The sequence below is a fragment of the Streptomyces sp. JNUCC 63 genome (assembly GCF_054366325.1).
Genome location: NZ_CM135963.1, coordinates 1,991,557 through 2,005,470 on the forward strand (window position 1 = coordinate 1,991,557; position 13,914 = coordinate 2,005,470).

At 71.8% G+C, this 13,914-nt stretch carries 14 protein-coding genes; 2 read left to right on the plus strand and 12 right to left on the minus strand.

Annotation, left to right across the window (positions count from 1 at the left end; translation table 11 throughout):
- Positions 1-36: 36 nt before the first annotated feature.
- The 6 genes from ACX25U_RS09020 to ACX25U_RS09045 form a co-directional block, all read right to left on the minus strand.
- Positions 37-720, minus strand: a complete 684-nt coding sequence (locus tag ACX25U_RS09020; protein ID WP_454390361.1) for a response regulator — start codon at positions 718-720, stop codon at positions 37-39.
- A complete protein-coding gene (locus ACX25U_RS09025) occupies positions 717-3,260 on the minus strand; it encodes an ATP-binding protein (protein ID WP_454390364.1) in 2,544 nt (847 codons plus the stop codon). The genes ACX25U_RS09020 and ACX25U_RS09025 overlap by 4 nt, the downstream gene beginning before the upstream one ends.
- Positions 3,261-3,419: 159 nt before the next feature.
- On the minus strand, positions 3,420-4,112 hold the full coding sequence (locus tag ACX25U_RS09030) for an ABC transporter ATP-binding protein (RefSeq protein WP_454390366.1): 693 nt from the start codon (positions 4,110-4,112) through the stop codon (positions 3,420-3,422).
- 873 nt (positions 4,113-4,985) lie between these two features.
- Positions 4,986-5,747, minus strand: a complete 762-nt coding sequence (locus tag ACX25U_RS09035; protein WP_454390368.1) for a DUF3710 domain-containing protein — start codon at positions 5,745-5,747, stop codon at positions 4,986-4,988.
- Between the two features lies 1 nt (position 5,748).
- The gene (dut, locus tag ACX25U_RS09040) at positions 5,749-6,300 is read right to left on the minus strand and encodes a dUTP diphosphatase (protein ID WP_454390370.1); all 552 of its coding nucleotides are present in this window, start codon (positions 6,298-6,300) and stop codon (positions 5,749-5,751) included.
- Positions 6,297-6,881 (minus strand): PaaI family thioesterase, encoded by a 585-nt coding sequence (locus ACX25U_RS09045; RefSeq protein ID WP_454390372.1) that lies wholly within the window; start codon positions 6,879-6,881, stop codon positions 6,297-6,299. The genes dut and ACX25U_RS09045 overlap by 4 nt, the downstream gene beginning before the upstream one ends.
- Before the next feature lie 57 nt (positions 6,882-6,938).
- Between ACX25U_RS09045 and ACX25U_RS09050 the strand changes: the two genes are divergently transcribed.
- Positions 6,939-7,415: a DUF3093 domain-containing protein gene (locus ACX25U_RS09050; protein WP_454390374.1), complete on the plus strand. Its 477-nt coding sequence runs from the start codon at positions 6,939-6,941 to the stop codon at positions 7,413-7,415.
- A 43-nt stretch (positions 7,416-7,458) separates the two neighbouring features.
- On the opposite strand, the gene ACX25U_RS09055 is transcribed toward ACX25U_RS09050, so the two are convergent.
- The 4 genes from ACX25U_RS09055 to ACX25U_RS09070 all read right to left on the minus strand — a co-directional run bounded on the left by ACX25U_RS09055 (position 7,459) and on the right by ACX25U_RS09070 (position 11,017).
- Complete coding sequence (locus tag ACX25U_RS09055; protein WP_454390376.1) at positions 7,459-8,421, minus strand: hypothetical protein; 963 nt, start codon at positions 8,419-8,421, stop codon at positions 7,459-7,461.
- Positions 8,422-8,434: 13 nt separating this feature from the next.
- Positions 8,435-8,731 (minus strand): DUF4193 domain-containing protein, encoded by a 297-nt coding sequence (locus ACX25U_RS09060; protein ID WP_043504706.1) that lies wholly within the window; start codon positions 8,729-8,731, stop codon positions 8,435-8,437.
- Between the two features lie 393 nt (positions 8,732-9,124).
- Positions 9,125-10,357 (minus strand): sensor histidine kinase, encoded by a 1,233-nt coding sequence (locus ACX25U_RS09065; RefSeq protein ID WP_454390378.1) that lies wholly within the window; start codon positions 10,355-10,357, stop codon positions 9,125-9,127.
- A gap of 6 nt (positions 10,358-10,363) precedes the next feature.
- Positions 10,364-11,017, minus strand: coding sequence for a response regulator transcription factor (locus ACX25U_RS09070; protein ID WP_454390379.1), 654 nt, complete (start codon positions 11,015-11,017; stop codon positions 10,364-10,366).
- A gap of 425 nt (positions 11,018-11,442) precedes the next feature.
- On the opposite strand from ACX25U_RS09070, the gene ACX25U_RS09075 reads away from it, so the two are divergent.
- Entirely contained in the window at positions 11,443-11,616 is a 174-nt protein-coding gene (locus ACX25U_RS09075) for a hypothetical protein (RefSeq protein WP_181446635.1), read from the plus strand.
- A gap of 306 nt (positions 11,617-11,922) precedes the next feature.
- Here the strand turns inward: ACX25U_RS09075 and ACX25U_RS09080 are convergent, their stop codons facing one another.
- Together ACX25U_RS09080 and ACX25U_RS09085 are read right to left on the minus strand one after the other, a co-directional pair.
- Positions 11,923-12,738 (minus strand): inositol monophosphatase family protein, encoded by an 816-nt coding sequence (locus ACX25U_RS09080; protein ID WP_454390382.1) that lies wholly within the window; start codon positions 12,736-12,738, stop codon positions 11,923-11,925.
- Positions 12,739-12,746: 8 nt separating this feature from the next.
- Positions 12,747-13,874, minus strand: a complete 1,128-nt coding sequence (locus ACX25U_RS09085) for a ferrochelatase (RefSeq protein WP_454390384.1) — start codon at positions 13,872-13,874, stop codon at positions 12,747-12,749.
- Between the last annotated feature and the right edge of the window lie 40 nt (positions 13,875-13,914).

Consider the following 13,914-nt stretch of genomic DNA (forward strand, 5'->3'; position numbering starts at 1 on the left):
AAGCGTACCGGGGGGTGCCGACAGCGACGTAACCGCTCACTTCTCGAAGCGGTAGCCCATGCCCGGCTCGGTGACGAAGTGCTTGGGGTGCGAGGGGTCGGCCTCCAGTTTCCTGCGCAGCTGGGCCATGTACACGCGCAGATAGTTCGTCTCGGTCCCGTACGACGGCCCCCACACCTCCTGCAGCAGCTGCTTCTGACTGACCAGGCGGCCGGTGTTGCGCACCAGCACCTCCAGCAGGTGCCATTCGGTCGGGGTGAGCCGTACGTCCTTGCCGGCCCGGTTGACCTTCTTGGCGGCCAGGTCGACGGTGAAGTCCTCGGTCTCCACCAGCACGTCGTCCTCGCCGCCGCCGACCGGTTCGGCGCGGCGGACGGCGGCGCGCAGCCGGGCCAGCAGCTCGTCCATGCCGAAGGGCTTGGTGACGTAGTCGTCGGCGCCCGCGTCCAGCGCCTGGACCTTCTCGTCGGAGGAGTGCCGGGCGGACAGCACCAGGATCGGCACGCGGGTCCAGCCGCGCAGGCCTCTGATCACCTCGACGCCGTCCATGTCGGGCAGGCCCAGGTCGAGGACGACCACGTCGGGGTGGCGGGAGGCGGCCAGGTCGAGGGCGCTGCGGCCGTCGGCGGCGGCGTCGACCTCGTACTTGCGTGCCTTGAGGTTGATCACGAGGGCGCGCACGATCTGCGGCTCGTCGTCGACCACCAGCACCCGCGTCATGTGGTTTGCCTTTCTGGTTCGGCGAGTCGTGCGGGGCCGCGAAGGCTCTCCGCGGCCCGCAGGGTGAGGACCATCGTCAGTCCGCCGCCGGGCGTGTCCTCGGCGTCGAGCGTGCCGCTCATGGCCTCGGCGAAGCCACGCGCCACCGCGAGACCGAGGCCGACGCCGGCTCCGCGCGGGGCGTCGCCGTGGCGCTGGAAGGGCTCGAAGATACGGTCCTTGGCCTCGTCCGGGACGCCCGGACCGCGGTCGACGACCCGGACCTCGACCCGGTCGGCCATGGCGCTGGCGGACACCAGGACCGGTTCGTCCGGTGGACTGTACTTCACGGCGTTCTCCACCAGGTTGGCCACCGCGCGCTCCAGCAGGCCGGGGTCGACGGCCACCATCGGCAGGGTCTCCGGTATGTCCAGGTCGACGCAGTCCTCGGGCACCCCGCCCAGCGCCATCGGCACCACCTCGTCGAGGTCGATCTCGCGGATCAGCGGAGTGACGGTGCCGGTCTGCAGGCGGGACATGTCCAGCAGGTTGCCCACGAGGTGGTCGAGCCGGTCGGCGCCCTCCTCGATGCCCTCGAGCAGCTCCGCGCGGTCCTCCTCGGACCACTCGACGTCCTCGGACCTGAGCGAGGAGACGGCCGCCTTGATCCCGGCGAGCGGGGTGCGCAGGTCGTGGCTGACGGCGGCGAGCAGCGCGGTGCGGATCCGGTTGCCCTCCGCGAGGGCGCGGGCCCGGTCGGCCTCCTCCTGCAGGCGCCGGCGCTCCAGGACCACGGCGGCCTGGGCGGCGAAGGCGGCGAGCACGCGGCGGTCGGAGGCGGGCAGCACCCGTCCGGTCAGCGCCAGCGCCATGTGGTCGCCGACGGGCACGTCCACGTCGGCGTCCTCGGGGCGGTCCAGGGGCGGGCCGGTGCCCACTCGGCCGGCGCACGTCCAGGGATCCACGTCGCTCAGCCGTTCCAGCAGCGCCACCGACTCCATGCCGAAGGTCTCGCGGACCCGCTCCAGGAGCGCCTCCAGGCTGGTCTCGCCGCGCAGCACGCTGCCCGCGAGGAAGGACAGTATCTCCGCCTCGGCACGCAGCCGGGCCGCCTGGTGGGTGCGGCGGGCGGCGAGGTCCACTACCGAGGCCACGGACACGGCGACCCCGAAGAAGATCGCGAGAGCGACGATGTTCTTGGGGTCGGCGATGGTGAGCCGGTGCAGGGGCGGTGTGTAGTAGTAGTTCAGCAGCAACGATCCGACGGCCGCCGAGGCGAGCGCCGGCAGCAGCCCGCCGAGCAGGGCCGCGGCCACCGTCAGGGCGAGGAACAGCAGCATGTCGTTGGCCAGGCCCAGGTCCACGGCGTTCAGCAGCAGCGCGAGGACCACGGGGCCGGCGACGGCGACGGTCCAGCCCCACACGATCCGGGCCCGGCCGAGCCGGGCGCCCCGGGCCACCGGCAGTCCGCGTCCCTTGGCGACCTGTGCGTGGGTGACGATGTGCACGTCGAGGTCGGGACCCGACTCACGGGCCACGGTGGCGCCGACGCCGGGCCCGAAGACGTACTGCCAGGTCTTGCGGCGTGAGGAGCCGAGCACGATCTGGGTGGCGTTGACCCCGCGGGCGAAGTCGAGCAGCGCGGCCGGTATGTCGTCGCCGACGACGTGGTGGAAGGTGCCGCCCAGGTCCTCCACGAGGGTGCGCTGGACGGCCAGTTCCTTGGGGGAGGCGGAGGTCAGTCCGTCGCTGCGGGCGATGTAGACGGCCATGACCTCCCCACCGGCGCCCTTCTCGGCCAGGCGGGCGGCCCGGCGGATCAGGGTGCGCCCCTCGGGGCCGCCGGTCAGGCCGACCACGATCCGCTCGCGCGAGCCCCAGATCCTGGAGACCTGGTGCTCGGCGCGGTAGCGCTGCAGGTACTCGTCGACGCGGTCGGCCACCCACAGCAGGGCCAGCTCGCGCAGCGCCGTGAGGTTGCCGGGCCGGAAGTAGTTGGACAGGGCCGCGTCGACCTTGTCCGGCTTGTAGATGTTGCCGTGCGCCATCCGGCGGCGCAGGGCCTCCGGTGACATGTCGACGAGCTCGATCTGGTCCGCCCGCCGCACCACCTCGTCCGGGACGGTCTCGCGCTGCCGTACACCCGTGATCGACTCCACCACGTCGCCGAGGGACTCCAGGTGCTGGATGTTGACCGTGGAGACGACGTCGATGCCGGCCGCGAGCAGTTCCTCCACGTCCTGCCAGCGCTTGGCGTTGCGGGAGCCGGGGATGTTGGTGTGGGCGAGTTCGTCCACCAGGGCGACGGCCGGGGCGCGGCGCAGTACGGCGTCGACGTCCATCTCGGGGAAGGTGCTCCCGCGGTACTCCAGTTCCTTGCGGGGCACCTGCTCCAGGCCGTGCAGCATCACCTCGGTGCGCGGGCGGTCGTAGTGCTCGACGAACGCGACGACGCAGTCGGTGCCACGCTCCGACCGCCGGTGCGCCTCGGACAGCATCGCGTACGTCTTGCCGACGCCCGGCGCCGCACCGAGGTAGATCCGAAGCTTGCCTCGCGCCATGGCCCCATTGTCTTCCCGTCGTGCGTGAGTACGCAGCGCCCGACCTTACGGCCGACGAGCACGGTCCAAGGGGCCCGTGCGGGGGCAGGAGACGGTCTTTGACACGACTCTGACGTCAGTGCGTCACGGCTCGTCAGTGCGTCACGGCTCGTCAGTGCGTCACGGCTCGACGATTCTCCCGTCGCGCAGCTCCAGGACCCGGTCGGCGAGGTCCAGCAGGGTCGCGTCGTGGGTGGCGACCAGCGCGGTGACTTCCTCGCTGCGGACGACGGCGCGCAGCAGCTCCATCACGGCGTGGCCGGTCTCCGCGTCCAGCTGGCCGGTCGGCTCGTCGGCTATGAGGAGCGCCGGCTCGTTCGCGAGGGCGCGGGCTATGGCCACGCGCTGCTGCTGGCCGCCGGAGAGCTCAGCGGGCCGCTGCCGGGCGTGGTCGGCGAGGCCGACCAGGGACAGCAACAGCTCGACGCGCTCCTCCCGCTCGCGCGGGTCGGCGCGGCGCAGCCGCAGCGGCACGCCGACGTTCTCCGCGGCCGTGAGGATCGGGATGAGCCCGAAGGACTGGAAGACGAACCCGATGTGGTCCCGGCGCAGGGCGAGCAGGCCGTCCTCGCCGAGCTCGGACAGATCCCGTCCGTCGACGTGGACCCGCCCCTCGTCCGGCTCGTCGAGCCCGCCGACGATGTTGAGCAGAGTGGTCTTGCCGGAGCCGGAGCGGCCCTTGAGGGCGACGAGTTCACCACGCGGCAGCTCCAAGGAGACCCCCCGCAGGGCGTGCACGGCGCCGGCTCCGTGCCCGTAGGACTTGTGGACGTTCTCGACGCGCACCATGGTCTCGGTGACGACCTGGCTCATCTGCCCTCCCCGCTGTGGTCCCCCGTGGACCGGGCGTCAGTATCACGGCCCCCGCCGGTCCCTTCAATCCCCCAACGGACGCGCGCCCGCGATGGTTCCGCTCCACGCGGGACCGCCTCCGGCGGCGCGGGCTCCGTTTCAGCCCTGGCGGAGCCTGGCTTTCCTGCGCCCCCCGCTTTCCCGCCGGCCCGCCCGTCTCGATGGCGGGAGGAGTCCCCTTCCCGGGGCTTCGTCCCAGGCCCCGGCGGGCTTTCGTCGGCGTGGGCGCGGAGACGGCGTGCCGGGGTCGGGTGGAGCCCTGGCGGAAGGCGGTACGCGCTGATGGCGGCCGTGCGCACCAAAGGGCCGCCTCCTTTGCGGGATGCGGCCCTTCCGGTCTGCGACGAGGTGACGGCGGCGGTCGACGCCCCTCCGACGGATCGTGCCGGAGTCGCGGAGCCCGGCACACCTCCACCCGGCCCCCACGCACAGGGACCTCAGCGCACAGAGCTCCTGACCTGACCGGCGGACCCCAAGCCCCTCCGACAGATCACACCGGAACCGCAGAGCCCGGCACACCTCCACCCGGCCCCCGCACGCAGGCACCCCGCACACGGCGTCTCCGACCCAGCCGACAGGCCCAAGCCCCTCCGACAGATCACACCAGGACCACAGAGCCCGGCACACCTCCACCCAGGCCCCCGCACGCAGGCACCCCGCACACGGCGTCTCCGACCCAGCCGACAGGCCCAAGCCCCTCCGACAGATCACACCAGGACCACAGAGCCCGGCACACCTCCACCCAGGCCCCGCGCGCGCAGAGGCCCCTGCCCCCGCTCACCTGGGCCGACAGGCCCCGTGGCCTGGAGCCCTGCCCGACCCGGCCGGCAGGCCCTAGCGGACCTCGGTGATCTCCGGGCCGCGCTGGAGCTGGCCCAGCCCGCCGGCGAAGCGGGACTGGCCGTCGTCCTGCTGGACGCCCTCGGGCACCATCTGCGCGTCGTTCGGCAGCTTCAGGACGATCGGGTCACGGGGTGCCATCGGGCCCTCGCCACGGACCACGACCGTGTCCCGGAAGATCTGCTCGAGCAGCCCGGCCGCCTGCGGCTGCACCGCGCCCTGACCGGAGATCACCCCGCGCAGGAACCAGCGGGCACCGTCCACACCGACGAACCGCACGACCTGGAAGCCGCCCGTGCCGTCCGGCAGCTGCACCGGAACCTGGGCGCGCAGCTCCCAGCCCAGCGGCCCCTCGACCTCGTCGACGATGCCGCCCTGCTGGGTGATGCCGGCGGCGATCTCCTCGCGCACCTCGGCCCAGATGCCCTCGCGCTTGGGCGCGGCGAAGGCCTGCAGCTGGATGGCGCTGTCCCGCAGGACGACGGTCGCCGCGACGATCGCGTCGCCCGCGACCTCCACCCGCAGCTCCATGCCGTCGACGCCCGGTACGAACAGGCCGCCCAGGTCCACGCGGCCCTCGGCCGGGTCGCGCACCTCGGAGCTGTCCCAGGGCCCGTCGGGCCGCGGTGCGGGCTCGAGCCTCACCCGCTCGCGCTCGCCCTCGTCGTCCGCCTCGGTGTCGACGTTGTCGACGACCTGCTCGGCCTCGCCGGCCGCGTCCTCGGCGGCACCCTTCTTCTTGCGACGTCCGAACACGTCACTGTCCTTCCCGGTCGGATACGACCGAAGCGTATCGATTCCCACCCGCCGGGCCGCCTGCGGCGGCCCGACCGTTCGTGCCGCTCGCGTCGTCCACGGCGGCGTGGCCACCCGTGGACCCGAAGCCCCCCTCGGCCCGTGCCGAGCCGGGAAGTTCCGCCACCTCCTGGAAGCGGACCCTCTCGACCTGCTGGACGACCAGTTGGGCAATCCGGTCGAAGCGCTCGAACCGCACGGGCTCGCGCGGATCGAGATTCACCACGATCACCTTGATCTCCCCACGGTACCCGGCATCAACCGTCCCCGGGGCATTCACGAGGGCGACACCGAGGCGGGCCGCGAGGCCTGAGCGCGGATGCACGAACGCCGCGTACCCCTCGGGCAGGGCGACAGACACACCCGTGGGCAGCACGGCCCGTTCCCCCGGCGCCAGTTCGCACTCCACGGTGGTGCGCAGATCGGCGCCGGCGTCGCCCGGATGCGCGTACGCCGGAAGCGGTACGTCGGGGTCGACGCGCCGGATCAGCACGTTCAGCGGCTCACCGCTCACGGGTTCACCTCGAAGGCACGGGCGCGCCGGACCTGGTCCGGGTCGTTCATGGCGGCCTGGATCTCCTCCTCGCGGCCGTGCTCCACGAAGTGGTCCACCTTGACCTCGACGAAGAGGGCGTCGGCGCGCACGGCGACCGGTCCGTCGGGGCCGCCGACGCGTCCGGTGGCCCTGGAGTAGATCTTCCGGCCGGCCACCGCGGTGACCTCGGCCTCCAGGTACAGGGTCGTGCCGACCGGCACCGGCCGCACGAAGTCGGTCTCCAGCCGCCCGGTCACGGCGATCGTGCGCAGCAGCCAGTTCAGCGAGCCGAGGGTCTCGTCGAGAGCGGTCGTGAGGACGCCGCCGTGCGCGAGGCCGGGCGCGCCCTGATGGGCGGGCTGCGCGGTGAACTCGGCGGTGATGCGGACGCCGTCCCCGGCCCGCGCCTGCAGGTGCAGCCCGTGCGGCTGCTCACCGCCGCACCCGAAACACTCTCCGTAGTGCGCGCCGAGGAGTTCACCGGGCGCGGGGGCATCGGGGTGCCGTACGGGTTTCACGGCGTCGGTGGGGGGCTGAAGAGCTGCGGAACTACCACTCACAGGCGCAGACCTTACCCGCGCGTCGGCGCCGACCGGACACCGTGCCAAGCTTGGTGCATGCAGCTCTCCGCGCAGCCGTACGAAGAACGTCTCACCGCGCCCCGTTCCTGGTGGCTGATCAGCCTGCTGATCGGTGTCTCGGTCGCCCTGGTCCTGCTTCCCTTCGGCACCCTGCCGATGCTGGCCGGCCTGGTCGGCGGCACGGCGGCGACGGCGGTCGTGGTGAGCTCCTACGGCTCGGTGCGCATCCGGGTCGTGGGCGGCCTGCTGGTCGCGGGCGAGGCGAAGATCCCGGTCACGGCGCTGGGCGAGGCTCATGTGCTGGACGCGGAGGAGGCGCGCGCCTGGCGCACCTACAAGGCGGACACCTGGGCCTTCCTGCTGCTGCGCGCCTACATTCCAGGGGCGCTGCGGGTGGAGGTCACCGACCCGGAGGACCCGACTCCGTACCTGTACCTGTCGACGCGGGAGCCGGAGCGGCTGGCCGAGGCGCTGCGGGCGGCGCGGGCGGCCGCGGCGCCGGAGGCCGCGTAACGCTCGTACGGGGTGGTGCGGGACGGGTGCTCCGGGGCGTGCGTCAGCGCCCGGGTTCGGGCCCGGCTTCCCCGGAGTCGTCAGGGCCGTCCTGGATCGCCAGCGGGTTCTCGGGCCTGTCCAGGGGCGGCAGCGTGAGCAGCTCGTCCCAGGGAACCTGGATCTTGCGCAGGTCGGCGCGGATGCGGGCCGCGAGCTTCCGGGTGTCGCGCCGGTTCATGACGGCGCCGACGGCGGCGCCCACCATGAACGGCGTCAGCTTCGGCAGGCCCCGGGCCGTGCGCTTCATGACCTGCCGGCGCAGCCGGCGCCTCATCTTGCCGCCGAGGGCCATGTCGATCGTCGACAGCCTGCGCACGTCGATGCTGCGCTCCTGCGACCAGGAGGACAGAAACACGGTGCTGCGGCCCTTCAGGTTTCCGGGGGGCCGCACCCCGTACACCTCGTGGAGCTCGGCGATCAGCTTGAGCTCGATCGCCGCGACCCCGGTGATCTCCGCGGCCAGCTCGGTCGGCATCGCGGGCGGCACCGGCAGCATGGCCGCTGCCCCGAGGCCCGCTCCGACCGTGGAGGTGGCGGCCGCGGCACCCGCCACCAGCTTGTCCGCGAGCTGTTCGGGCCCGAGGCCCGGGAACTGCCGACGGAGCGTGGCGAGGTCCCGTACGGGAATCCGCGGGGCTGTGTCGATGATCCGGTCGGTGAGGTACGAGAGGGCCGCCCTGGCACGGCTTCCGCTCTCGCGGACGCCGTTCCTGGCGGCTTCCCCGACCCTGCTCCGGATCACCGCGGTCCGGCGGGCGACGGGCGCGGGGCTTCCCGCCGGGACGGCGGGGTCACCGCGCCCGGAGACGGGAGCGAGCGAGGCCGATCCCGCCGCTCCGGTCGTGTCGGATGCACGGGATGGGCCTCGCTCGTCGTCACGCGCGCCGTGGGGGCCGTCGGACGGCCCCGGGTCCGCTTTCCCGTAGGAGAAGCGGCGCTTCCAAGGAGGGGTCGAGCCAGTCACGGCCGACCCTGCCTCAGTCGCAGTCGCGGCAGATCGGCTGGCCGTTCTTCTCCCGGGCCAGCTGGCTGCGGTGGTGCACCAGGAAGCAGCTCATGCATGTGAACTCGTCCTGCTGCTTGGGCAGCACCCGGACGGCCAGTTCCTCATTGGAGAGGTCGGCGCCGGGCAGCTCCAGCCCCTCCGCGGCCTCGAACTCGTCGACGTCCACGGAGGAGGCCGACTTGTCGTTCCTCCTGGCCTTCAGCTCTTCCAAACTGTCCGAGTCGACGTCGTCGTCGGTCTTGCGTGGGGTGTCGTAATCGGTTGCCATGTCGCTCTCCCCCTCTGGGTGTCTGCGGTGTCTCCAGCGCACGTAACGCGTGAGAGGCCGGACTTGTGCCCGACCCGAGGCGGAGATTTTGCCTCACATCAAGGTCTGTTACTCAATCGACACCCAACCGCACTCCTCAAGAGTGATCGGCTTGGATGGCGATCGGGACCGTACACGGTCCGGATCTCGCATTTCAAAGCGGTCTCACCGTGTACTTCCCGTGATCGGGACCCCTGAAAACCCGGATTTTCCCGGCTTTTCGACGGCTTTTATGATCACGGAGAGTGGATGGCCGGAAAACCGCCCATGTGATCGATCACACACGAGGAAGCCGGGAACGGACCCCGGGAATTCCGCGCAAAGCGAACATCCCCGTGTGTCGGCGCCATGATCTCAGATCGGCAACGTAACCCGCATCACGAGCCCACCCCCCTCCCGCGGCCGAGCCGAGATGTGCCCGCCGTGCGCCCTCGCCACGGAGCGGGCGATGGACAGACCCAGGCCGACGCCCTTGTCGCTGCCCGTGCGCTCGGTGCGCAGCCGCCTGAAGGGCTCGAAGAGGTTGTCGATCTCGTACGCCGGGACCACCGGCCCGGTGTTCGTGACCACCAGCACCGCCTGCCCGTGCTGGACGTCGGTGGTCACCTCCACCCAGCCGTCTTCGGCGACGTTGTACCGCACCGCGTTCTGCACCAGGTTCAGCGCGATCCGCTCCAGCAGTACGCCGTTGCCCTGCACGACCGCCGACTTGCGCTCGCCGCGGATCTTGACGCCCTTCGCCTCGGCTTCGGCGTGCACCTGGTCGACGGCCTGGGAGGCCACCTCGGCGAGGTCCACCGGCTTGCGCTCGACTATCTGGTTGTCGCTGCGGGCGAGCAGCAGCAGACCCTCCACCAGTTGCTCACTGCGCTCATTGGTGGCCAGCAGGGTCTTGCCGAGCTGCTGCAGCTCCACGGGCGCGTGCGGATCGGACAGCTGTACCTCCAGGAGCGTGCGGTTGATCGCGAGCGGTGTGCGCAGCTCATGGGAGGCGTTGCCGACGAAGCGCTGCTGGGCGGTGAAGGCCCGCTGCAGCCGCTCCAGCATGTCGTCGAAGGTGTCCGCGAGCTCCTTCAGCTCGTCGTCCGGGCCGTCCAGCTCGATCCGCCGGGACAGGTCCGAGCCGGCCACCGCGCGGGCGGTGCGGGTGATCCGGCCGAGCGGTGCCAGCACCCGGCCGGCCATCGCGTAGCCGAAGGCGAAGGCGATCACGGCGAGGCCGAGCAGCGCCAGCAGCGAGCGGCTGAGCAGGTCGTCCAGGGCGTGCTGACGCTGCTGGTTCACGCAGTCGTACATCGCGTGGTTGAGCTGCGCCGCGGTGGTCTGGCTCGGGAAGTTGCAGCTCTCGCTGGTGACCTGGCCCGAGAGGATCTTGAACGGCAGCTCGCTGCCCACGTTCAGCGCGTTCGCCGCGAGGAGGTAGATGATCGACAGCAGCAGGATGCCGGCGATCAGGAACATCCCGCCGTACAGCAGCGTCAGTCGTATCCGGATGGTCGGGCGCAGCCACGGGAAGGGCGGCTCCGGCCTCCTGGGGTCCCAGGTGGGTTTCGGGGGCGCCTGGGGCGGCGCCGGGGTCGCGGCCACGGCGGATCAGATCCGGTAGCCGGAGCCGGGCACGGTGACGATCACCGGGGGCTCGCCGAGCTTGCGCCGCAGCGTCATCACCGTGACGCGCACGACGTTGGTGAACGGGTCGGTGTTCTCGTCCCAGGCCTTCTCCAGCAGTTGCTCCGCGGACACCACCGCGCCCTCGCTGCGCATGAGCACCTCCAGGACGGCGAACTCCTTCGGCGCGAGCTGGACCTCCTTGCCCTCGCGGAAGACCTCGCGGCGGTTCGGGTCGAGCTTGATCCCCGCGCGCTCCAGGACGGGCGGCAGGGGCACGCTGGTACGCCGGCCCAGGGCACGCACGCGTGCCGTCAGCTCGCTGAACGCGAACGGCTTGGGCAGATAGTCGTCGGCGCCGATCTCCAGGCCCTCCACACGGTCGCTGACGTCGCCGGACGCGGTCAGCATCAGCACGCGCGTGGGCATGCCGAGCTCGACGATCTTGCGGCAGACGTCGTCGCCGTGCACCAGGGGGAGGTCGCGGTCGAGGACGACCACGTCGTAGTCGTTGACGCCGATGCGCTCCAGGGCGGCCGCACCGTCGTACACGACGTCGACGGCCATGGCCTCCCGGCGCAGTCCGGTGGCCACCGCATCGGCGAGCAGTTGCTCGTCCTCGACGACGAGTACGCGCACGTCGCTTGTCCTTCCTGTGTCCGCCCGCGCAGCGCCGCTCGGGCACACGCGGGCAGGGGTGTCTTCATGGGTGTGTACTTCCATCCTGCCCTTTTCGGCCTAAGTCGGCTGTAAGCCGGGGAAGCGGCCGCCGTGGAGGAGGTGACGGACGGATGAAGGGTGCGGGAACGCCGAATTTTCTCGCCGGGTCGAGGTTTCCGCGGGAGGGAGCCGGGGGAGGACGGCTTTACACCCCGCGATCACGCTCTGCATGTGCCGCACCACCATGCGGTACTCCGCGCTCCGCTTCCGCAGAGTGGGTGTGGGTGTCCGGCACCGACGCCGTCCGGCAGGGCAGCGCCGGGCACCTGCTGAGACGTGATCGCCCCTTCCGAACGGCACACCCCCGTGCCACCGACCCACGACCCAGGACGAGGGGGCGCAGCATGGACGCATTCACCGCAGGACTTCTGCAGCGCATAAAGGCGACCGAGTCCGACCTGACGCGGGCTCGTGACGAGGGCGACGACTTCCTCGTCGAGGTGGAGCTGGGCGAACTCGACGACCTGCGCCGCCTCGCCGCCGAACACGGTGTGGAGGTCGGCGTGTCCGGCGTCTGATCAGCCTGTATGCGAGTGGGCCCCGGCGAATCCAGCGCCGGGGCCCTACTCGTTTTTGGGCTTGTTCGCCTGTGGGCGCTTGTAGTGGGCCGCGTGTTTGACGGCTCGGTCGCCTACGGGCGCTGTAAGCCGGTGTCGAGGGCCCGATCGTGCTCAGCGCTTCGCGCCTCCGCGCGTTCGGGCCCTCGACACCGGCGCGCCCTTCGGCTCCCTCACGGCCGGCGCGTGGGGACAGTTGGGGTGGGTGGGCCCGCAACCTTGGTTGAAGTTCTTTTCGCGACCCTGGTTCAGATGCTTGCTGTGCTGTTAGTCGTGCCAGGCTCCGAACTCGTCCAGGAGCCGTTGAAGGGGCTCGAAGACGCCCGGAGTCGCCGCTACCGTCAGGTCGCCCGAGGGGGGCTCTCCTGGGCGGCCGCCCGTCACGGCGCCCGCCTCTCCGGCGATCAGGACGCCCGCGGCGAAGTCCCAGGCGTTCAGGCCGCGCTCGTAGTAGCCGTCGAGGCGGCCGACCGCCAGGTCGCAGAGGTCCATCGCGGCCGAGCCGCTGCGCCGGATGTCGCGCAGTCGCGGGATCAGGCGGCGGGCGACGTCGGCCTGGTGGGTGCGGACCTCGGTGACGTAGTTGAAGCCGGTGGCGACCAGAGCCTGGTCCAGGGGCGGAGCGGGGCGGCAGGTGAGCTTGCGTTCGCCGGCCCAGCTGCCGGTGGCCCAGGCGCCGCGGCCGCGTACGGCGTGGAAGGTCTCGCCGCGCATCGGGGCGGCCACGACGCCCACGACGACCTCGCCGTCCTGTTCGGCCGCGATGGACACGGCCCAGGTGGGCAGGCCGTAGAGGTAGTTCACCGTGCCGTCGAGCGGGTCGATCACCCAGCGGACGCCGCTCGTGCCCTCCGTGGCGGCGCCCTCCTCGCCGAGGAAGCCGTCCTCCGGGCGCCGGTCGGCGATCAGGCCGGTGATCAGCTTCTCGGCGGCGATGTCCATCTCGGTGACGACATCGATCGGGCTGGACTTCGTGGCGGCCACCACGAGGTCGGCGGGGCGGCCGTCCCGGAGCAGGTCTCCGGCGCGTGCGGCGGTCTGGAGGGCGAGCTGCAGCAGTTCCGTGTGCTGGGCGTCGGTCACAGGGCTCCTCACGCGTAGGGACTGTCGGCGCCCGCGGCGGCGGGGCGGGGTTCGCGAGCCGGGCAGCAGCCCGCCGGGCAGAGGTTGTGGCTCGGGCCCAGGGCGCCGAGGGCGCACGGCGTGACCCGCTGCCCGCGTTCGGTGGCGGCGCGCTCCACAATCAGGTCGCGGATGGCGGCGGCGAAGCGCGGGTCGGCGCCGACGGTGGCCGAGCGGCGCACCGGCAGGCCCAGCTCGCCGGCCTTGGCCTCGGCCTCGGTGTCGAGGTCGTAGATGACCTCCATGTGGTCGGAGACGAAGCCGATGGGCGCCATGACGACCGCCGGGACACCGGCCGCGTGCCGCTCCTCGAGGTGGTCGCAGATGTCGGGCTCCAGCCACGGGATGTGCGGGGCGCCGGAGCGGGACTGGTAGACGAGCTGCCAGGGGTGGTCGACGCCGGTGCGCTCGCGGACGGCGTCGGCGATCAGCCGGGACACGTCCAGGTGCTGACGGACGTACGCCCCGCCGTCACCGTGCTCCTCCACGCGGCCGGAGGTGTCGGCGGCCGAGGTCGGGATCGAGTGGGTGCAGAAGGCGATGTGCGCGCCGTCGCGGACGTCCTCGGGGAGGTCGGCGAGGGACTCGATCACGCCGTCGATCATGGGCTCGAGGAAGCCGGGGTGGTTGAAGTAGTGCCGCAGCTTGTCGACCCTCGGCAGGTCCAGGCCCTCGGCCTGCAGGGCGGCGAGCGAGCCCGCGAGGTTCTCGCGGTACTGGCGGCAGCCGGAGTAGGAGGCGTAGGCGCTGGTGGCGAGGACCAGGATGCGGCGGTGGCCGTCGCGGACCATGTCCCGCAGGGTGTCGGTGAGGTAGGGCGCCCAGTTGCGGTTGCCCCAGTAGACCGGCAGGTTCAGGCCGTGGTCGGCGAAGTCCTTGCGGAGGGCGGCCAGCAGGGCCCGGTTCTGGTCGTTGATGGGGCTGACCCCGCCGAACAGGAAGTAGTGCTCGCCGACCTCCTTCAGGCGCTCGGTGGGAATGCCGCGCCCGCGCGTCACGTTCTCCAGGAACGGGATCACGTCGTCCGGTCCCTCGGGACCGCCGAACGAGAGCAGGAGCAGGGCGTCGTACGGGGTGGGATCGAGCAGGTCAGGCATGTCTCGATCCTCCCACAGGGCACTTGTAAGCTGTGTCAGC